Genomic DNA, 19,978 nt, shown 5'->3' on the forward strand with positions numbered 1-19,978 from the left:
CAGGCATTCCAACAAAAAAGCCGATTGCGTTTGAGTAACTCACGCAATCGGCTTTTCTTTTTCAGTGCTGAAAAACTAGGTCTGTTAGGAAGCAGGCTTTTCCTTTGGTTTTCTCCAAGGCTCACCCTTGAACCAAGCTACTATGTAAGCAACAGCGATCAGACCAGCGAAACCCAGAAGGTTCGCCAAAATACCGCCTGCGATGGTGCCTTTCAGGCCAAGCTCATCGCGGAAGATTGCAAGGCCCTGCGCAAGGATGAGGCTGGCGAGGAACACAGCCAGAGACTGCTGTCCAACCTTCTTGATCACACGGACCACTTTGCCACCAAAGCCACCCATGAGCAGGCGGTGCCCGCCTTCACCAACAGCCACCCAAGCAACATAAGCAAGAGCGAGGAAGTGGATGTAGCGCAGAATACCCATCTCGGACTTCACGGTGAGATCACTGATATCATTCGCAATTCGGCGAAGCTCAGGCACTTCGTTGAGAATGCGGAAGTAAGCGAATGGGATTGTCAAAATGATAATTGAAGCACTCAGGAACAACAGGCGTTTTTTGACAGGAGGCGCTGGAATCCAACCTTTGATGAACGCAAAGCCGGTGAAGAACAGCAGCTGCCATGCAAATGGGTTAAAGAACCAACGGCGATCTGACCAAGGCTCAGCAGGGAAGTCGACCAGCCTGAAAGTTGCAATCAACCAGAAAGCAGCAATGATCGCAGCAACTGCACCACGGCCAACCTTGTAATACGCAACCATAATCACTGGCAGCATCGCAAGGATCACCAGATACATCGGCAGAATATCGAAGTAGTTTGGCACGTAGGTCAGCGTCAGCAGCCCTGGAAGCTGGAAGATTGGATCTTCAAAGAAATGCCAGAGGTTTAGCTTGCCCACATAGTCATCACTGGTCCAGCCGTTGATTTGCAGGAACGCAAGCATGCCTGCTACTGCAAGGAACAAGCAAATATGCGCCCAGTAAACTTGCCAGACGCGGAAGAGCACGCGAGCACTTCCCATAGCAAGGCCATGTAGTTCAAACACGCGACCAAATGCGATGGCTGAGGCCATTCCGGAGCAGAACACAAATATCTCGGTAGCATCGGAAAAGCCGAAACGAGCCGGAATCCAAAGAGCCCACCCGTTTGCTGGCAGGTGGGCTATAAAGATGATGAACATTGCGATGCCTCTGAAAAAATCGAGGCGAGGATCTCTTTGGCGGCTTGCCGTTTTCATAGGCGTCGGCGGTATATTGTGTTTGTTCACGGTGTCTCTGAAACTAAAAACTATAAGTCGGAAAATGCAGCTCCGAAATCCCCCGAAGCTGCACCTTCAATTATCCCATGCGGAATCGCAGGTGTTCACTTTGCATAAGGTCAGTGGCTTCCATCATACGGGTCGCCTGAGCCATGCGGGTTTCGCCATAGGTGTCTGAACCACCTCTCAGGCGAGTGCGCTCATCAATCATGCGTTTTGCTTCCTGACAAAGGCCAGCGCGCAGAGCAGCTTCAATCGTGATGCGTTCAAACACATCGCGCTGAGCATGGCTGCCGCCAACTGTACGAAGCAGCGGACGGGCCTCTGCAAGGTGATGATAAGCGCTGAAGTAGTTGCCGTTCTTGAACTGCATCAGGCCGGAAGCTGTTGGAGAACCAGCGACTTTGGTCACATGCCCCATCTCATTGGTGTCTTCTTCACCAAAGGTGCGCATGCGGGCCAAAAGACGGTCAGATGACTGACGGCGGTTATCGCCCAACAGGGCCAGCATGTAGTGCAAGTCAGCGAAAACATTGCAGGAATCGTCGATACGCTTCTCACTGATGCTCGCCAGTTCTTCCCAGCGGTGACCAACCTTGATGCCCTCAAGCTCAAGGCGAACCAGCATGGAAGCGGCATTGGAGATATCGCGGTAATCGTCAGTGTGATCCTTGCGGAATTTCTGGTCATAGAGCTCGAAAACGCGCTCCACATTGCCACGGTCCAGATGCAACAAGGCAAGGTGCCACCAGACGTGATAGCCAAAGTTGTTGCAGTGTTCCCAGGCCTGTGGCTGGTCGTCGAGCCATTTGATGCCTTCTTCGGTCTTGCCGGTCATGTCCAGCACGTGAGCGACTGCGTGCAGGCCCCACGCATCGTCATTTTGAAGCGCGACAGCTTCTTTACCAATGCGTTCGGCTCTCTCAAAATCGCCGCTTTCTTCAAGCGCGAAGGAGTAACAGCCGTGAACGTAACCCTTGGCAACGTGGTCTTCTTCGTAAGCGCCAATCACACCTTCAATGGAGGAGCGCATACGGGATGGCTGGCCAAGCACGAAGCGAATGGCGTGCACCAGCTTCAAAGTAAGAGCATCGCGTGGGTATTTAAGAAGCATTTCATCAAGGCGATCAGCAGCTTTGCTTGGGGCGCCCTGGAGCCAGTCGTTCAAAGCTTCAACAACAGCTTCTTCACGATCTGTAATCTGAGTATCTCTGCGGCACTTGTCTGCAATTGCGTAAGCTTCAAAAGCAGTTGCCGTCATTTCGCGTCTGCCGAGCAGTAGGCAGAACAGGCCACGAGCGGCCTGAGCCAGCGCAAAATCTGGATCAGCCTCCAGTGTTTTCGCAAGATGCTCCGGCGTTGCTGCACTATGTGCGAGGAACGCAAGAATAGTGTTGTTCCAGTGTGTTAATGCACCCTTATCGGAGAGTGTTACCGCGTATTCGAACTGGTCATCAATGCGCATGGATGCGACCCGTGGTTAGGGCGACCGGTAATTCGTGCAATGTGCAAATGCTCATGAGATAAGCCATTGGGTTCACATTGCTTACGACACAGGTCTGCCAGGAAATCTGTTGATCAGAACCCTTTCAAAACTGGCGATGACGTTCAACACACAAAAAGGTGTTTAATATCAGCAAGCTTTGTTTATGTAGAAAATATAGTTCAACCTCATGAAGAAATAGAAAACACCATTCTAATGAGTAAGAAAAAATATGCGGCAAATAGAAGCTCTCTTGTAAAATCTTACTATTATTAATAGTGATAATAAGTAAGATTTTAGATATTTGGCTCTATTACACCTGTATTTTATTACCCTTTGATAATCTTCTGTTTGCTGGTTAAAATAGTGTTCACTGCTTCTTGATTTTCTAGTTAGCCTCCACTGTGCAATGTCATTGCCCCAAGAGAGACTAAGTACGTGGCGAATTCATGGCGGATACCGGTAGCTATCAACAAACTAATATCGATCAACAGATTCAGTCCCCACAAACATTAATCGTCATTGGTGCGCTGATGGCTCTGGCGGTGGTCGCCGTGTTGGGATTGGAAAACAGTGGCTGGCGCGTCTTCGGTGCTGCGCTGATAGGTGCGCTGGCAGGCCTTGCTTTGTACCATACAAGCTTTGGATTTACCGCTGCCTGGCGCCGGATTGTTACCCAGCGAAGAGGGCAGGGGCTACGCGCTCAATTCCTACTTATCTCATTGGTTTGCTTGATAAGTTTCCCACTTCTCCAATACGGATCAGACATCGGCTTACCAACCGGTGGCTTCGTGTTTCCATTCGGTGTTGGAGCTGCCGTCGGTGCCTTCATTTTCGGCATCGGAATGCAGCTTGGTGGTGGGTGTGGGTCAGGCACTTTGTTCACCGTTGGAGGTGGCTCATCCCGCATGGTGACCACTCTTGCCTTCTTCGTTTTAGGCAGTGTGATCGCGACAGCGCACTTTCCGTTCTGGAATTCTCTTCCAAGATTACCGGCATTTTCGCTTGTGCGTGGTTTTGGGGTGGTCCCAGCGCTGATGATCACGATTCTACCGCTCATCGCCTTTGCGATATTCTCGGTGTTTATCGAGAAAAAACAATGGGGTGAGTTGGAGAAACCCCGCAAAACAACCGGCTTTTTACAGGGCCAGTGGGGCTATGTTCTGGGTGCGTTGATATTGGCGTTGGTTTGCGTTCTTACGTTCATTGTGCTGCGTCGCCCATGGGGTGTCACCTCTGGTTTCGCACTCTGGGGTGCAAAGTTTTTTTACGCTGTTGGTATCCCGGTAGAGACCTGGCCCTACTGGAAATGGCAGGTAGCAGCAATTGAACGATCGGTCTTCGCAGATTCAACATCCGTCATGAACTTCGGCATCGTGTTGGGAGCTCTGATCGCTGCCGGACTGGCTGGTAAGTTTAATCCGGTGAAGAGGATCAACCTCAGAGATGCTGGTACCGCGATTGTCGGCGGTCTGATGCTCGGCTACGGCGCGCGCCTCGCTTACGGGTGCAACATCGGGGCCTACCTTGGGGGGATAACTTCAGGTTCCATGCATGGTTGGCTATGGCTTGTTTTCGCCTTCGCCGGCTCCATGGTCGGAACCCGTGTCCGCCATTTGATCGGTATGGACCCAGCGCCTGTTACTGCAAAGTGACAGCTGAGCTCTGCATACGACTAAAACTGGGCCTATTAAAATCGAGGGAGGCTGAACAACAGCCTGTTCAACTCCCACTTTTAAACTCATTTCATTACGAGAAGGATTGAACCATGAAAATTCTGACGGGTGTGCTTGGCTTTGTTGGAACATTGATGTTCGTTATGGCCGCCTTTCAACCATCACAAGCTCAAATCACAACAGAACAAGCGCAGCAGGGGAAGGTCCTTCCGCGCAATGGCTGGCGTGTTATCGAAACCACCAAGGCAATCGACGAACTGCTGGATTCGCTCAAGAAAGCCATCCGTGAGGAAGACATGCTGCTGGTCAGCATGGCGAGTGCATCCCGTGGTGCCAAAGCCAACGGTTTCGAAATCCCCGGCAACTATGTCATCGGCGTTTTCCGCAATGACTTCGCGCGCCGCATGCTGGCAGCCAGCGTGCAAGCCGGGATCGAGGCCCCAATCCGGTTTTATCTGACGGAAAATCCAGATGGATCCGCAACGCTCTCATGGAAGACACCAAGCTTCGTCTTCCAGCCATATCGGGATACTGCATCTGAGGATCTGGTCTCGCTGAGCGAGGAGCTGGACGTGGTCTTCCAGCGTATTGCGGACCGTGCCACAGGCAACACCTGAGGCACGATCAACTGCATTCTCTATAACTTACCGTCGTAGGCGCGGCGGTCTATGCGGCAAGCAAGAACGGTGAAGGTATCGCGCTCCAGCGCTGCCTTCGCCTCTTCCTTCAGGCTCTCTGCATCATCCACCCAAACACCATGCCCGCCATAAGCGTCAGCAAGTGCTGGGAAGTTGGTCGCGGAGAAGTCCACACCCAGATTTGGGTTCTGGTTGGCGCGCTGCTTCAGTTCAATCAGAGACAAGCTCTCATCAACCAGCACGCAGACAATGAACGGCACCTGCATGTCACGCAAAACTGCCAGATCACCAAGACCCATTTCAAGGCCAGCATCACCAACAAACACAACAACCGGATCTTCCGGCTTCGCCATCTTATGCCCGATACCAAGCGGCAACGCACAAGCCATTGTACAAAGCGCAGAACTTTGCAGCATGGTGCGCGGGTAGAGGCTCTCCCAAATCTGACTGACCAGAATGCGGTGCGCGCCACTGTCAGCCGTTGCAACAGTGGTATCCGGCAGGGCTTCACGAAGGCCGTGGAACACAGTCGCCGGCCCCCAGCCGCTTTCTTCAGCAGCAAAGTCCGTCTTTAGCTTATCTTTGGCAGATGCGATACGGTCCCGAAGCCAATCACTCTCCTCAGGAACAACACCTGCTTCATCCTCAGGTGTCAGCGAAAGTAGCGTTGGCTTGATGTCACCTTCCAGCGTATGGCTCACATGGTGCATGCCATGGCTGCGCAGCACAGGTGTCAGCTCAATCACAGAGGTCTCTTCGCTCCACGGATTACGCCAGTTCACACGCATCTCGATTGGGTCATACCCAATCAGCACAACAAGATCGGCATCCGCCAGCAATGGCATCAGGCTCTTGTCGGCTTTTGGAGAAAGGCCAGCCCCACCAAGCGAAAGCTTATGGTTCTCTGGAATGAGCCCCTTGCCCTTGTAGCTGGTGATCAGCGGAATCTGATAGGCCTCACAGAAGGCCTCAATCTCATTGCCAGCATCCACGTTGACAGCGTCCACGCCAGCGATAGCGATAGGGCGCTGAGCGGAGCCCAGCAGATCACGCGCCTGCTCCAGCACATCACCGAATGGCAGTTGGGCAGCGCGAACACCGTAGTTCGGCGTTTTCTGCGTTTCGTCGCTTTCGGCTTCAGCAACGGAGATCGGCACATCAATGTGTACGGGGCCCGGCTGACCAGACATGGCAATGGAAATTGCCTTATCCATCATGGCATTCAACGCACCCGGAGCAGCTTTGAAGCTGGCCTTCACGATAGGGCGCAGCAGCTGCTGGTGGTCCATCACCTGGTGGGTGTAGGTCTCAGCTTCAGCGGTATCCACGCAACCGGTTAGGAAGATCAGCGGAACGCGATCCTGAAACGCATTGGCAACAACGTTGACTGCGTTGGTCACGCCCGGTCCGAGCGTTGCCAGCAAAACAACAGGAGCATCCGTGCCTTGGCGAGCAAGGCCATGCCAAGCCCCTTCAGCCATAAAGCCACCAGCGTTTTCGTGCTTCACCAGATTGAATTTCAACCCAGCAAGGTTCAGCGCATCCATAAGGGCCAGCACTTCGCCGCCCGGAATCCCGAACGCATATTGACTACCAGCCTGATGCAGTTTTTGAGCAATAAGATCAGCGCCGCGCATACTTATGAATCTCCCAGTGACACGACACCGCGAGCAGCGAGATCGTTAATTTCTTCTTTGGTTTTTTGCAGGTACTTGGTCAGCACTTCAATGCTATCCTCGCCAAGGGTCGGCGGAGCCTTCCGGTATGTAACCGGCGTCTTGCTGTAGTTGATCGGGTTGCCAATTAGGTTCACCTGACCATCCTCAGACTGCTTGTGTGGCACAGAAATCTTCATACCGCGATGCAGGATTTGCGGATCGCTGAAGACACCGGCCAGATCATTCACTGGACCACACGGAACACCAACACCCTCCAGCTCATCCGTCCAATGCTGTGCACCTTGTTTGATTGTGAACTGACGCAGCAATGGCACCAACTCAGAGCGGTTGCGCACACGGTCTGCATTGGTCGCAAAGCGTGGATCAGTGCTCAGCTCGGGACACCCCAGAACCTCACAAAAACGCTGATACTGCGCATCGTTGCCAACAGCCACCATGAAATCTTTGTCAGAGGCCGGGAAGGTCTCATAAGGCACGATGGTCGGGTGCGCATTGCCAAGCCGCTTTGGGATGTTGCCGTCCGTCAGATAAGAAAGGCCCTGATTGATCAGCCAAGCCACCTGACAATCCAGCAAGGAAATGTCGATGTGCTGACCTTCACCGCTTTTTTCTCGGTGATGCAGGGCTGCCAAAATAGCGTTACAGGCGTACATGCCACACATCACGTCAGCAATGCCGACACCAATCTTGGTTGGGCTACCACCTTCTTCCTCAGGCAAGCCGGTAATGCTCATGATCCCGCCCATGGCCTGGATCAGCGCGTCATAGCCTGCACGGTGAGAATAAGGGCCTGTCTGGCCAAAACCGGTAATGGAACAGTAGATCAGACGATCATTTTTCGCGCGCAGATCATCATAACCCAGCCCTTTGCGGGCAAGGTCACCAACCTTGAAGTTCTCGATAACCATGTCGGCAGTCGCGGCCAGCTCCTTCAGCATCTCCACGCCTTCTTCAGAGCGCATGTCGATGCCCAGAGAATGCTTGTTACGGTTGGAGCTGAGATAGTACGCGCTCTCACCCGTATCAGTGCCGCCTTTGCCTTTCAGGAAAGGAGGGCCCCATTTGCGGGTGTCATCGCCGCGTGTTGGGTGTTCAATCTTGATGATTTCAGCGCCCATGTCGCCCAGCAGCTGGGTGCAGGTTGGGCCTGCCAGAATGCGGGAAAGGTCAAGCACCATAAGACCATCTAAAGGTCCTTTGGTGGTGGAAGAGTGGTGCTGTTCACCGTCTCGTTGAGAATTCAAACCGTCTAATCCATTGGTTTTGAGGCGAGATTGACCGCAAATGGAGGGTGACTGACCCTGTTACATGCAGCAATCCAGCAAATTTTGGAGAGACGTTAGAGCACTCAGAAAAGGCCCACCACAACAATCTGAAAAATCACACAGTATCGTGATGACCCGTGAAATTTACAGTTTCCAGCGTGATGGACCTGTGGGTTTTACCAGTGCTTGGTGTTGGCAAGATCAAGCCATGCCCGGCGGATCCAGTTGGCTTTCATGGAATGGCCACCATCATGCAGGCAAAGCTCCAGCTTCTCGCCCTTGGCAGACCATACATCACACTCCAACTCGCCTGCCGTGATGGATGTTGGCTCACTGCCATAAAGACCAGCTTGCCGCTTCCATACATCCAGACTGTCAAACACATCAGACTGACGCCAGTTCGCGCCAATCGCGCGGCCCACCATCGGTACGGTTTTATCTTCAACACCGTGCGTGTGGTACAAATTGGTCAAAGGAGATGGACACTTCTCCGGAATAGGATCCCAGAAAGCACCGGCAATCGGGGCAAATCCGGCATAATTCTCGCCTTTATAGCAGGCCAGATTCCAAACCATGGAGCCGCCCATGGAAAAGCCGGAAAGCAGGATCTTCTCACGATCAATCGGGAAACGGTCAGAAACGTCTGCCAGCAGCTCATCGAAGAATTTGAACTCGTTACGATCCTGACTTGGGGAGCCCGGATAAGACCAGGAACCGCCAACGCCCTGCGGCACGATCAAAGCGACACCAAGCTCGTTTGCAAGGTTGCGCAGAGCCTTATTCTCAATCGCCCGATCAGCTTTGCCCTTCCACCCGTGTAGGTAGATTATGGCACCAATCTGTTCATCATCAGCAGGAGAATCCGGAAGTGCAATATAGTATTCACCGCTCTCAACTTCACAGGGAGCTGTCACACCACAGGTCGCTTCCTCTGCCATTGTCGCATTAGGAACCAACCCGGAAATAACCACAGTAGCAAACGTAATCGCACTTGTAATAAGGCTCATGCCCATTCCACTTCTTGCCGGTTTCTCGGGTTTAACTCTTTGAAATTCATGGTCAAATCCACGAATTGCCGAGATTAATTTTGATTATGCTAACATACGCCTCAAGGGCGGTCTTACTCTCAAAAATGATGCCGTCATTTACGGCTTACCGCGAGAGGGCCTACTGCCATTCCCCTTCAGTGGGAATGTGCAAGGTATTGCCGCAATGCTTGCAGTGAACGGCGTCATTATCGTGACGATTAAGGCCACAATCAGGACAGGCGTATTTGATTTTCGACGGACGAAAAATGGTCTGGATCAGCCGCAAAAACAACGCCACACCAAACACCATGATGACGATCGTAATCCCGCGGCCCATCGTATCCGTCATGGTGATGTCGCCATAGCCAGTTGTCGTCAGAGTGGTAACGGTAAAGTACAGCGCGTCCATGTAGGAGTTGATGTCTGGGTTCAGCTGCGCCTCGATGACATAAACAACCGCGCTCACCATAAACACGAAAACCATCAGGTTCAGGGCCGAGTTGATGATCTCTTCATGCTCTTTGAACCACGAGAACGTCTCCCGCAAATCCTTCATCACATGATAGGACCGCAACAAGCGCAACATGCGGATCACACGCAGGAAGCCAAGGTTCTCGATAAACGCTTCAGCAAAGAGTGACAGGATCACAATCAGATCTGCAATCGCCGTACTGTCAAAGGCAGCTCGCACAGGCCTCAGAGCAATCGCGAGGCGGAAGCCGTAATCAATCAACAGAATGAGGCCGATAGCCCAGTCCAGCGTTGGGTAACTTTCCAGTTGCGGAAGCGTGGCAGAAAGCACGAAGTAGAGGATCGTTACCACATCAAACATCAGCAGCCCGATACGCCAGGAACGCGCTGCGGTGGTCTGCCCGAAATAGAGACGTCGCAACGCGCCCCTGAAATCGGTTATTGCTTCCTGCATAAATCTAAATCCCCTAATCCCGACGTGAGGCCCGATCAAAATCTACTAGCAAATCTGGGGTTTTCTGCAAAGTCACTCAAGATCCTCGCGCAAAAACTTTCGTGTGAACCGCAAACGCCAAAACTCTGCTGGCCCATGCATCCAAGTGGCAAGTAAACCCTTACGCTTTCGCTCAGTGAGTTTATCGAAAAATTCTGCAACTGATTAAAGGGTTTCTGCTCTACTTCCGGCATGAAAAAAGCCAAGGCCATTCCGGTGCCGCCACCTCCCGGGTATTTGGAGGAATGGCGGGCAACCAACAACACCTGTCTGGTAACGGGCGCAACGGATGGCATCGGCAGGGCGCTTGCAATCCGTCTGGCAGATGCTGGCCAAAGTCTGGTCCTCGTAGGCCGATCTAAGGATAAACTGAAATCCGTCCTCAAGGAGGTTGGCGAAGCTGGCCCCAATCGCTCCCATCGCAGCTTTGTTGCTGACCTCTCGCTTATCTCGGAAGTGGATCACCTCGCTAGCGAGATCCAGCAAAAACTGCCAGACCTGAGCCGTGTCGTCCTCTGCGCCAGTGAGACACCGGGCTTTCACGGCATCACCAAAGAGGGAATCGAGGCAGGCTTTGCTGTCATCTATCTCAGCCGGTTCCAACTCCTCAACAAACTCACGTCTTTGCTGAAGAAACAGGAAGCGCCTCGTGTTGTCTCCTTCGCTAGCCCTGCCACCCGGTTCGAGCTGCCCAACATGACGCTGCTCAACAATCCGGATTGCAAACTCAGCAATTGGGAGCGCCGCAAGGCCCACACCAACTGCAACCTTCTCTTCCTCGCAGAAATCGGAGAGCAGCTGAAAGACACCAATATCTGCATCAATGCCTTTGGCCCCGGTCTTGTTCTCACCAAACAGATACAAGCCTACAGCGCAGCAAGGCGCTTCTGGCTAGGCATGAAGAGTTCGCTGGTCGGAAAGTCCGCGCCCTACGCGGCACTGCCTGCCATGCACATGCTGCTCTCGCAGGATTTTGCTGAGAAGACCGGCGGCTTCTACGAATGCGGCACCAAATACCCACCGGACAAGCATTTTCTGGATGCTGAAACGCGGCGCAAGTTCTGGGAGGACACGCAGCAGCTTGTACAACTGGCACAGGCGAGTGAGTGTAAAAACACCTAGAAACCGCTTTTTGTGACAGCGGTCACGGGCTTTCCTTCACGAAAGTGAGAGGAGAATTTCACTTCTCAATCTGACTTGAACGCAACGTCGCCAGGGCACCTTGGCAGCGAAGACTCCAGCTGTGCCCGAGCCATCAAGGATTGAGTCACTTCCCTAGGGTAATGTTAGGCAAGTGCTGCCAGCAATTCTCAATGTGTAAGAGTAAAAAATGAAAAATAAAATTGAATTCCCTGCCGGCCGGAATGGAAGTTTGATTTCATCTGCTCGTAAAGTCGCCGCTTCATTTCTGGTGGCGTCTCTTGGCAGTTTCCTCATTTCAGGAGTGGTCAACGCGCAAGAGGCAGCGCCCCCGCCGCCGGGTGTTCTTGTAGAACCCGCGCGCAAAGAAGTTATTGAAGAAGAACGCGTTTTCGCAGGGCGTACAGAGGCAATCAGTCAGGTTGCCCTCATCGCACGTGTTGGTGGGTTTCTGGAACCGCTGGAGTTCAAGGAAGGCCAGACCGTCAAACAAGGCGATCTTCTCTACGTGATCCAGCAGGAGCCATACGAGTTCGCTGTTGAGCAGTCGCAGGCCAATCTGGAAAGCGCTCAGGCCAAGGTAGATCTGGCAAAGGTCGACTTCGACCGTAAGGAGCAGCTGGTCAATCGGGACACGATCTCGGTCTCAGAACTGGATACAGCCCGTGCCAACCTCAAAGAAGCCAACGCCACCCTTGCTCTCCGTCAGGCAGACCTCAAACTCTCCGAACTTGACTTAAGCTACACTGAAATCCGCGCTCCGCTGGATGGGCAGATCGGCACATCAGCCTTCAAAGAAGGGGCCTACGTCAATGCCAACAGCGGCACGCTGGCGACCATCACTTCTTTGGATCCGATCCGCGTTGCTTTCCCCGTGCCTCAGGCTCTGATCCTGCAGGCACAGCGGGCAGATAATCTGGAAACAGACAACATCCTCATTCGCATTCGCCTGTCTGACGGCAAGTTCTACCAACACGACGGCAAGCTGGACTTCCTCGAAGCGGAAGCCAATCCGGGCACTGACACCGTCACCGCCTATGCCGTGTTCGAGAACCCTGATCATGTCCTCTTCGATCATCAGCTGGTTGATGTGGTCGCCAACCCGAAAGATGCAGCACCTGTGCTCGTCGTCTCCCAATCCGCACTACTACTGGATCAGGAAGGTCCATACGTGCTGAAGGTGAACAACGAAGATGTGGTGGAGCAGCAGCGTATCACCGTTGTTGATCAGATCAACGGTCTCGTCATCGTTGGCAGTGGTCTGGAAGAAGGCGATCTGGTGATCACCTCCGGCATTCAGAAAGTCCGTCCGGGAATTAAAGTCAACGCGCAGCTGGCAGGTCAGTAAACCATGATCTATGACATGTTTATTCGCCGACCTCGGTTGGCGATGGTGATTTCGATCCTGATCGTCGTGGTCGGCGCGATCTCGATCTTTTCCATTCCGGTCTCTCAGTATCCAACAATCGCACCACCAACCGTGCAGGTGAACGCCACCTACATCGGTGCAGATGCGCTCACGGTGGAAGAGAGTGTGGGCCAGCCCATCGAAGGAGCGGTCAACGGCGTGGATGGTATGCGCTATATGAAGTCGTCTTCATCCAGCGATGGCACCTACTCCCTGACAGTTTATTTCGACCTGACCACCAATCCCGATATCAACGCGGTGAACGTTCAGAACCGAATAAGCACCATCGAGAGTAAGCTCCCACAGGAAGTGCGGGATCAGGGTGTCAACGTCACCAAAAAGGCTGGTGACCTGCTGCAGGCGATCTCCTTTTACTCTCCGGATCAAACCCACGACGGCCTCTTCATTTCCAACTACGTCACCATCAACATCGTAGACGAACTGAAGCGTATTCCGGGCGTCGGGGATGCCAGCGTATTTGGCGCGCAAGATTACTCCATGCGCATCTGGCTGGATCCGGTCAAACTCAGAGCCCTCAATCTGACAGCAGAAGACGTAATCTCTGCAGTTCAATCTCAAAACAAACAGGCGGCTGTAGGCCGTATTGGTGCAGCACCTCTGGCTGCGGACCAGCAACTTCAGCTGACGGTCACGGCGAAAGGCCGCTTGAATACCGTTGAGGAGTTCCAGAACATCGTTCTACGCGCCAATCCTGATGGATCTGTCGTCCACCTGAGCAACGTGGCCCGCGTAGAACTCAGCAGTGCCTCCTTTGACGTGCTGGCAGAATACAATCAGCAGCCAACTGCGATGATCGGCATTTACTTGTCACCGGGTGCAAACGCAGTGGCAGTGTCAGAAGCCGTCAATGAGCGTATTGCTTATCTGGCAGAACGCTTTCCGGAAGATCTCACTTACATCTCTGTCTTCGATACTTCTCTCTTCGTGAATGAGATGATTTCGAAGGTGATCCATACGCTGCTGGAAGCCTTCGTGCTTGTGACCATTGTGGTCTACGTCTTCCTCGGCAAGTTCCGGGCAACACTCATCCCGCTCATCGCGGTTCCGGTGTCGATTATCGGTGCAGTCGCAGTAGCTTACATGATGGGCTATTCGGCCAACACAATCTCATTGCTGGCCCTAGTGCTTGCCATTGGTATCGTGGTGGATGATGCGATCATCGTCGTTGAGAACGTTGAACGCATTATGCATGAGCATCCCGATCTCACACCAGCTCAGGCAACGTCCAAAGCCGTGGGTGAGATAGCGGCACCCGTGCTCGCCACCACGCTTGTGCTGCTCTCGGTGTTTGTGCCTGTGGCCTTCCTGCCGGGCTCATCCGGCGTGCTCTTCCGCGAGTTCGCGGTCTCCATCTCTGCAGCCATGGTTATCTCCACCATCAACGCGCTGTCCCTGTCTCCGGCACTTTGCGCAATCTTGATGAAGTCAGAGAACCTGACGGGCGTGATGGCCAAAATCTCTCAGAAAATTGACGATGTTGGTCATGGCTATGCAAACCTCATCAAACGTATCGCAAAGATGTCTTTGTACTCTTTGCCTGCTGTAGTTGGTTTTGCGCTCTTTGGCTTCTTGATTGTGTCCAACACGCCAGATGGCTTTGTGCCGGATGAGGACAAAGGCTATGCCATGGTGCTGGTCAACCTGCCTCCGGGTGCGTCTCGCAACCGGACAGAAGCCGTCATGCGCAAAGCTGATGAGATCATCCGCAAGGATCCAGCGGTGGACTCCACCACCATGATCATTGGTCTCGACCTGTTGGCAGGTGGCGGTTCTTCACCAAACGCAGGTGTCTTCTTCGTCAAACTCAAAGACTATGAGGAACGTCCATCTCGCGAACTGTCGTCCTTCGCTTTCGTCTATCGAACATACGGATCACTGGCCGGTATTCCGGAAGCAACCTTCTTCCCGGTCAACCCGGCGGCGATTGATGGCCTTGGCACCGTAGGTGGGTTCGAGTTCATCATGGAAGCGCTGGAAGGTCAGGACCCGACAGTTCTTGCTCAGATCTCCCGCTCACTGATCGTGGCGGCGAATGAAGCGCCTGATATCGCATCGTTCTTCACCACCTTCAACGCAAATACCCCTCAGCTGAATGTACAGCTGGACCGTGAACGCGCGCAGGTGCTTGGCCTTAACATCGCCAGCGTCTACAACGCATTACAGGCAACGCTGGGCGGCTACTACATCAACGACTTCAACCTCTATGGCCGGACATGGACTGTCCGCCTACAGGCAGAACAGAAGTATCGCTCTGGTGTTGAGGACATTGGCACTATCTTTGTTCGCTCCGACACCGGTGAGATGGTGGAGCTATCTTCTGTCGTGCACACGGAGCTGTCGCGAGGTGCAAACACCATCACCCGCTACAACAACTACCGTGCAGTGTCCTTCAACGGCAACGCCGCTCCGGGAGCGGGCTTGGGTGAAGCTCTGACCGCAATGGAAGGTGTGGCTGCCGAAGCCTTGCCGAAGGGCTATGCCTATGAATGGACTGGTCTGGCGTTAGAACAGAAAGAAGCAGCAGGCCAAACGGCATTGGTGCTCGGTCTGGCCTTCCTGTTCGCCTACCTGTTCCTCGTGGCGCTATATGAAAGCTGGAACACACCAATACCGGTTCTGCTTTCCGTGGCTCCAGCCTTGGCAGGTGCGTTGCTCAGTCTCTGGATCTTCGGATTGGCGTTCGATCTCTACGCGCAGATCGGCATGGTCATTCTGATTGCACTGGCTGGTAAGAACGCGATCCTGATGAACGAGTTCTCACTTGAAAAGCGCATTGATGGCATGGGGCTTTACGAATCCGCCATTGAAGGTGCACGCCTGCGTTTCCGTCCAGTGATGATGACGTCTCTGGCATTCTCCGCAGGTCTGGTGCCATTGGTGATCGCGTCTGGTCCGGGCGCTGGCGCAATGGTCGCCGTGGGCGTTCCGGTGCTGGCTGGCATGTTGTTCTCAGCAACCATCGGCATCTTCCTCATCCCAACCCTTTACGTCAGCTTCCAATGGATGCGCGAAAAGGCTGGGTGGACCATCGAGGAGGGCCGCGCAGCTAAAGGCACAGGCGGAGAACTGGCTGCAAGCGATGGCAAAGAAGAAAAGCCATCTGATAGCTGATCTGGCTGAAAACATAGCAACAATGGAGAAGGCGCCTCGAGCGCCTTTTTCTATGCAATGCGCAGCAAAGCAAACCAGTAAAACGCAGCAAGCCCCGCAATGGCATGACTGGTTGAAACAGCTATCCAGGATCGCCGCCGCTGGAACATCAGCCCCCAATAGAAGCTCACCATAAACGTCAGCAGAACGGCCAGCTTGGAGTAGGGCAGGTGGATAATGGAGAAGGCAACAGATGCTGCAAAGTTGCCCCAGAAGACAGAAGAAATCTTATGCGGACCCAGCGCCGCAGTCACCGGAACCTGCATGCCACACCGCACGATGAACTGCTGAATTGGGCACATCACCAACGCATAAAAAATCGCAAAGGCAAACTCCGGCCATCCCATAAATGGCCCCTGCACCTGATGGCTGAGAAAGTAGAAGGAGAAAGACTCTTCTGAGGGGTGAACGATGTAACGGACGCCCGCCATCACCAGAATGATCGGAATGGTCATCACCAGCCCATAGCCGAACTGGCCCGGTAGATGCGTGAACTCAAGCCCGAATATACGCGGTGGCAGATAGAGGTTCTTCATGATGTAGAACAGGATGGCAGCCAGTATGAAGTTCAGACTCAGGCTGTAAATCGTCATGGCAATAAAGCCATAGCCATAGTCATCAAAGGTGCTTTTGTAGAGACTGATGAACAGTGCAAACGATGACATGGCAATCATGTTTGCCACCAGCAAAACCGCATAAGCCTGCAACCGCCGCGACCGGATCTTGATCTCTTCCAGCACCCGCGAACTGGTCTGCTCCAACTGATGCGCCGCTTGCCGTGCAAAATAGCGGAACAGCATGGAGTTGGTCTCAGTCGAAGTAGGCAGCGTGCCGTACCGGTTCCAACTCAGCGAGGCAACAACCGTATCCCGCTTGGCTCGAACAGTCGCAATATACCGCTGTGGTCCAACATGGGCGCGGATATATGCCAGTTCTCCAGCCACATCACCGGCCTTCAGATGCCCAAGAACCGTGTCAGCCCCATCCTGATCGACTTTGATGACCTCCAGTTCCCCCTCCAGAATGATGAAGAACCGATCGGCACTTTGCCCTTGAACGAGCAGATTTTCATGTGCTTTGAGAGAGAAGTATTGAGCACAATCCAGCACTTCACGAATGACTGGTTGAGTGGGAAGGCCAAGATCCAGAAGGCGTTGATGCAGCTGTGTGCGATGCCGCGGAATGTTGCCGTAGCTCACCTCAAGCGGCGACTTCGCTTTCTTCGAGGATTGTTCGACATCGCGCTGAGACAGGAAGCGCATCCACGGGCCTTCTTTCAGTAAAACGCTGGGCTGATCAGCAGTGCCAAGGAGTTTACCGCGCCCATCCCATCCTGCATGCACTTTGGCAAATCATGGTAATCCTGCACCAATGGGATCTCTCAAATTCCATTCAACTCGACAGTGTATTCCCAAAACGGCTCTGGTTTACGGAAGTGATTATGCCTCAAGCTTCAGGGTTTAAAGCAGTATCTCTGGAATTTACGGGAAAGATTTCGGAGTGGCGCCATCCAATGCAGCACGCTTAGATATCCAAAAGGCAGGGGAGGGTTGTTTGGTCTTATCATTGCTGCACTACAAATCCTATCAATGGATGCCGCGAGACAGAGAGGAGAACCACTGCAAGTTCATCTCCAGCAGAGGCCTCGCTAAAAGCTGCACCAGCCGGAACCGAAAGCTGAAATCCTCGGTACCTGAGCTGGATGAAGACCTGTTGGAAAATCATCGCGAAGGGGCCACACTTTATGTCACCACAGATGCCTTGCCTAACTTCGTGCGCACCAAGCTGTTGCATATCCGCGAACCTTTCGTGCTGCTGAGTGGCGACAGCGATCTGCCCATTGGGCCAGATACGACACTGCCCAATACACTATCCTCACTCGATCTGAAAAACCTACTGTCTCACCCGCTCCTCATCGCGTGGTATGCGCAGAACCTTGCCATCGAGCATGAGAAGGTCTTCAACTTGCCCATCGGCTTGGACTACCACACCATGACTGCTCGCAAATCCCACGCATGGGGCGCCTTCCAAACTCCGCTGGAGCAGGAGGAGCGTTTGCGCGCTGTTGTTGCTGAGGCGCCAGCTCTGGAAGACCGCGAACTCCGTGGCTACTGCAACTGGCACCATGCCGCACATCGGGGAGATCGTGCCGAGGTGATGGAAGTTGCTGGTGAGACCGTCGCCTATTACGAAAACGAGCATCTCCCCCGTGAGCTGTCCTGGCGCAAGAATGCTCAGTTCCTCTTCACAATCAGCCCTTTCGGGGAGGGCATGGATTGCCATCGCACATGGGAAGCCCTCTTCCTCGGTGCCATTCCCATCGTCAAGTCCTCAAGTCTGAACTCGCTGTACGAAGGCTTGCCCGTTGTAGTTCTAAAGGAGTGGAGCGAGCTAACCAAGGAGCGCTTGCTGGAAGAAAAACAGCGCATTCTGAATGAGACCTTCGACTTCTCCAGCCTCTATCTCAGCTTCTGGCAGGATCGTTTTGCGGGCAATGAACCAAACCGCTTGGAACCTATGAGCTATCAGCAGTTCCTGAGCTCACTTTGAGAAATTGAGCCTGAAAAAGAAAAAGGCCAGAGGAACGAATCCTCTGGCTCAGGTAAAGGGTCAATAGCCCTTGGGGGAACTTGATCGGGACTCCGGACATGCTGAAGAACGCCCGGAAATCTCGCTGTAAAACAAAGCAAGTTGCAGACTCAGTTCTAGCCCAAACTGCTTTTGCGGAGCTGACGCCTAAATAGCCAGATAAGCTTGTCGAAGCTCTTCGTTGTCGAGCACTTCCTGTGCCGTGCCATCAAACACCACTTCGCCCATGTCCAGAATGACCGCGCGGTCTGCAAGGTGCAGCGCCGCCACCGCATTCTGCTCCACGATGATTGTGGTGATGCCCAGCTCCTTCACGTTCTCAAGAATGCGCTCAATCTCCTGAACGATCACCGGAGCAAGACCTTCATATGGCTCATCCAGCAGCAGCAGCTTCACATCACGGGCCAACGCACGAGCCACGGCCAGCATCTGCTGCTCCCCACCTGACATGGTTACCGCTTCCTGCTTGGCGCGCTCAGCAAGGCGAGGGAAGTGATCGTAAAGCCGCTCGATCGACCAGCCATGCGGCTCAGCAATCTGAGCCAGCTGCAGGTTCTCTTCCACCGTCAGCCCCGGAATGATCCGGCGATCCTCCTGCACCAGCTGAATACCGTTCTGGGCGGCCATATAGTTCGGCATCTCGTGGATCGGTTTGTGATCCAGCCAGATCTCGCCATGGGTCAGCTGTGGGTCACTGGCACGCGCAATCGCACGCAAGGTCGAAGTCTTACCAGCACCATTGCGCCCCAGCAGCGCAAGGATTTCGCCCTCACGAATATCAAAGCTAACACCCTGAACGATATAGCTTTCACCGTAGTACGCATGCAGATCCCAGGCGGAGAAGTACGCCGGAGCACCACCTTTGGAGCGAACTGGCGAAACACCGGGAGCCTTCGCGCCTTTGAATTGATCTTCGAGAATGGTCATACGTGCGCCCCTCCCAGATAAGCTTCCTGAACGCGCGGATCGCCCTTGATGTCCTCCGGCTGCCCCTCAGCAATCACTGTGCCTTGCGCCAGAACGCTGATCTTGCTGGCAAGGGAGAACACCACATGCATGTCATGCTCAATGACGATCTTGGTGATGCCACGCTCACCAATGCGCTTCAGCAGATCAATGGTGTTGTTGGTATCCGCACGGGACATCCCCGCCGTCGGCTCATCCAGCAGTAGAAGCTTCGGGTCTTGAACCAGACACATCGCTAGCTCCAGCCGCCGCTTATCACCGCGCGAGAGCGAGTCCGCCGTCATGTCCTTCTTCTCGGCAAGCCCCACATCCTCAAGCAGATGCATGGCCTTGTCGCGGATCTCCGCTTGGCCATCCACACGAGCCCACGCATTCATGGTGAAGGCACCATCCCGCTTGGCCAGCGTTGGGATCATCACGTTTTCCAGCAGGGTCAGGTCGCCAAAGATCTCGGGAGTCTGGAACACACGGGACACGCCCGCCTGATTGATCTCATGCGGCTTTGCGCCAATTAGATCCTTACCCAGAAAGGTCACAGACCCGGTATCAGGGATCAGCCGCCCCACAAAGCAGTTGAGCAAGGTGGACTTGCCCGCGCCATTGGGGCCAATGATGGCATGTACGTTACCCTGCTCGATGGAAAGATTCACATCATTGAGAGCTTTGAGGCCACCAAAGCGCTTGTTCACGCCCTTAACACTAAGAATTTCCATG

The 19,978-nt window shown here is 53.6% G+C and carries 15 protein-coding genes; 6 read left to right on the forward strand and 9 right to left on the reverse strand.

Going from position 1 to position 19,978, the window contains the following annotated elements:
• Window positions 1–84: 84 nt before the first annotated feature.
• Both PSE_RS04090 and PSE_RS04095 read right to left on the reverse strand, forming a co-directional pair.
• The gene (locus tag PSE_RS04090; protein WP_051125875.1) at window positions 85–1,236 is read right to left on the reverse strand and encodes an OpgC family protein; all 1,152 of its coding nucleotides are present in this window, start codon (window positions 1,234–1,236) and stop codon (window positions 85–87) included.
• Window positions 1,237–1,336: 100 nt separating this feature from the next.
• Entirely contained in the window at window positions 1,337–2,722 is a 1,386-nt protein-coding gene (locus PSE_RS04095; protein ID WP_014283700.1) for a tetratricopeptide repeat protein, read from the reverse strand.
• Between the two features lie 467 nt (window positions 2,723–3,189).
• Between PSE_RS04095 and PSE_RS04100 the strand changes: the two genes are divergently transcribed.
• Window positions 3,190–4,395, forward strand: a complete 1,206-nt coding sequence (locus PSE_RS04100) for a YeeE/YedE family protein (protein WP_014283702.1) — start codon at window positions 3,190–3,192, stop codon at window positions 4,393–4,395.
• A 113-nt stretch (window positions 4,396–4,508) separates the two neighbouring features.
• Window positions 4,509–5,033 carry a DUF302 domain-containing protein gene (locus PSE_RS04105; RefSeq protein ID WP_008548580.1) on the forward strand — a complete coding sequence of 175 codons (525 nt, stop codon included), beginning with the start codon at window positions 4,509–4,511 and terminating at the stop codon, window positions 5,031–5,033.
• Window positions 5,034–5,053: 20 nt separating this feature from the next.
• Here the strand turns inward: PSE_RS04105 and PSE_RS04110 are convergent, their stop codons facing one another.
• The 4 genes from PSE_RS04110 to PSE_RS04125 form a co-directional block, all read right to left on the reverse strand.
• Window positions 5,054–6,691: a thiamine pyrophosphate-binding protein gene (locus PSE_RS04110; protein WP_014283703.1), complete on the reverse strand. Its 1,638-nt coding sequence runs from the start codon at window positions 6,689–6,691 to the stop codon at window positions 5,054–5,056.
• A gap of 2 nt (window positions 6,692–6,693) precedes the next feature.
• Window positions 6,694–7,977 (reverse strand): CaiB/BaiF CoA-transferase family protein, encoded by a 1,284-nt coding sequence (locus PSE_RS04115; RefSeq protein ID WP_148266083.1) that lies wholly within the window; start codon window positions 7,975–7,977, stop codon window positions 6,694–6,696.
• 197 nt (window positions 7,978–8,174) lie between these two features.
• On the reverse strand, window positions 8,175–9,005 hold the full coding sequence (locus tag PSE_RS04120; RefSeq protein WP_208998083.1) for a PHB depolymerase family esterase: 831 nt from the start codon (window positions 9,003–9,005) through the stop codon (window positions 8,175–8,177).
• 160 nt (window positions 9,006–9,165) lie between these two features.
• Window positions 9,166–9,951 (reverse strand): ion channel, encoded by a 786-nt coding sequence (locus tag PSE_RS04125; RefSeq protein WP_014283706.1) that lies wholly within the window; start codon window positions 9,949–9,951, stop codon window positions 9,166–9,168.
• 231 nt (window positions 9,952–10,182) lie between these two features.
• Here PSE_RS04125 and PSE_RS04130 point away from each other — a divergent pair, with 231 nt between their 5' ends.
• The 3 genes from PSE_RS04130 (at window position 10,183) to PSE_RS04140 (ending at window position 15,670) form a co-directional block, all read left to right on the forward strand.
• Window positions 10,183–11,112 (forward strand): SDR family NAD(P)-dependent oxidoreductase, encoded by a 930-nt coding sequence (locus PSE_RS04130; RefSeq protein WP_014283707.1) that lies wholly within the window; start codon window positions 10,183–10,185, stop codon window positions 11,110–11,112.
• A gap of 208 nt (window positions 11,113–11,320) precedes the next feature.
• Entirely contained in the window at window positions 11,321–12,478 is a 1,158-nt protein-coding gene (locus tag PSE_RS04135) for an efflux RND transporter periplasmic adaptor subunit (RefSeq protein WP_208982232.1), read from the forward strand.
• Window positions 12,479–12,481: 3 nt separating this feature from the next.
• Window positions 12,482–15,670: an efflux RND transporter permease subunit gene (locus PSE_RS04140; RefSeq protein WP_014283708.1), complete on the forward strand. Its 3,189-nt coding sequence runs from the start codon at window positions 12,482–12,484 to the stop codon at window positions 15,668–15,670.
• 50 nt (window positions 15,671–15,720) lie between these two features.
• On the opposite strand, the gene PSE_RS04145 is transcribed toward PSE_RS04140, so the two are convergent.
• Entirely contained in the window at window positions 15,721–17,052 is a 1,332-nt protein-coding gene (locus PSE_RS04145; protein ID WP_014283709.1) for a cyclic nucleotide-binding domain-containing protein, read from the reverse strand.
• Between the two features lie 211 nt (window positions 17,053–17,263).
• On the opposite strand from PSE_RS04145, the gene PSE_RS04150 reads away from it, so the two are divergent.
• The gene (locus PSE_RS04150) at window positions 17,264–18,259 is read left to right on the forward strand and encodes a hypothetical protein (RefSeq protein ID WP_041768867.1); all 996 of its coding nucleotides are present in this window, start codon (window positions 17,264–17,266) and stop codon (window positions 18,257–18,259) included.
• A 186-nt stretch (window positions 18,260–18,445) separates the two neighbouring features.
• Here PSE_RS04150 and PSE_RS04155 read toward each other — a convergent pair whose 3' ends face one another.
• Both PSE_RS04155 and PSE_RS04160 read right to left on the reverse strand, forming a co-directional pair.
• Window positions 18,446–19,225, reverse strand: a complete 780-nt coding sequence (locus tag PSE_RS04155) for an ABC transporter ATP-binding protein (RefSeq protein ID WP_008548317.1) — start codon at window positions 19,223–19,225, stop codon at window positions 18,446–18,448.
• Window positions 19,222–19,977, reverse strand: coding sequence for an ABC transporter ATP-binding protein (locus tag PSE_RS04160; RefSeq protein ID WP_008548698.1), 756 nt, complete (start codon window positions 19,975–19,977; stop codon window positions 19,222–19,224). The genes PSE_RS04155 and PSE_RS04160 overlap by 4 nt, the downstream gene beginning before the upstream one ends.
• Between the last annotated feature and the right edge of the window lies 1 nt (window position 19,978).

The organism is Pseudovibrio sp. FO-BEG1, from assembly GCF_000236645.1.
Lineage (GTDB): Bacteria > Pseudomonadota > Alphaproteobacteria > Rhizobiales > Stappiaceae > Pseudovibrio.

Coding starts and splice junctions, on each gene's coding strand:
- PSE_RS04125 (WP_014283706.1), bottom strand. CDS start 9,951: ATGCAGGAAGCAATAACCGATTTCAGGGGCGCGTTGCGACGTCTCTAT.
- PSE_RS04110 (WP_014283703.1), bottom strand. CDS start 6,691: ATGCGCGGCGCTGATCTTATTGCTCAAAAACTGCATCAGGCTGGTAGT.
- PSE_RS04140 (WP_014283708.1), top strand. CDS start 12,482: ATGATCTATGACATGTTTATTCGCCGACCTCGGTTGGCGATGGTGATT.
- PSE_RS04155 (WP_008548317.1), bottom strand. CDS start 19,225: ATGACCATTCTCGAAGATCAATTCAAAGGCGCGAAGGCTCCCGGTGTT.
- PSE_RS04130 (WP_014283707.1), top strand. CDS start 10,183: ATGAAAAAAGCCAAGGCCATTCCGGTGCCGCCACCTCCCGGGTATTTG.
- PSE_RS04135 (WP_208982232.1), top strand. CDS start 11,321: ATGAAAAATAAAATTGAATTCCCTGCCGGCCGGAATGGAAGTTTGATT.
- PSE_RS04100 (WP_014283702.1), top strand. CDS start 3,190: ATGGCGGATACCGGTAGCTATCAACAAACTAATATCGATCAACAGATT.
- PSE_RS04105 (WP_008548580.1), top strand. CDS start 4,509: ATGAAAATTCTGACGGGTGTGCTTGGCTTTGTTGGAACATTGATGTTC.
- PSE_RS04160 (WP_008548698.1), bottom strand. CDS start 19,977: ATGGAAATTCTTAGTGTTAAGGGCGTGAACAAGCGCTTTGGTGGCCTC.
- PSE_RS04095 (WP_014283700.1), bottom strand. CDS start 2,722: ATGCGCATTGATGACCAGTTCGAATACGCGGTAACACTCTCCGATAAG.
- PSE_RS04090 (WP_051125875.1), bottom strand. CDS start 1,236: ATGAAAACGGCAAGCCGCCAAAGAGATCCTCGCCTCGATTTTTTCAGA.
- PSE_RS04120 (WP_208998083.1), bottom strand. CDS start 9,005: ATGAGCCTTATTACAAGTGCGATTACGTTTGCTACTGTGGTTATTTCC.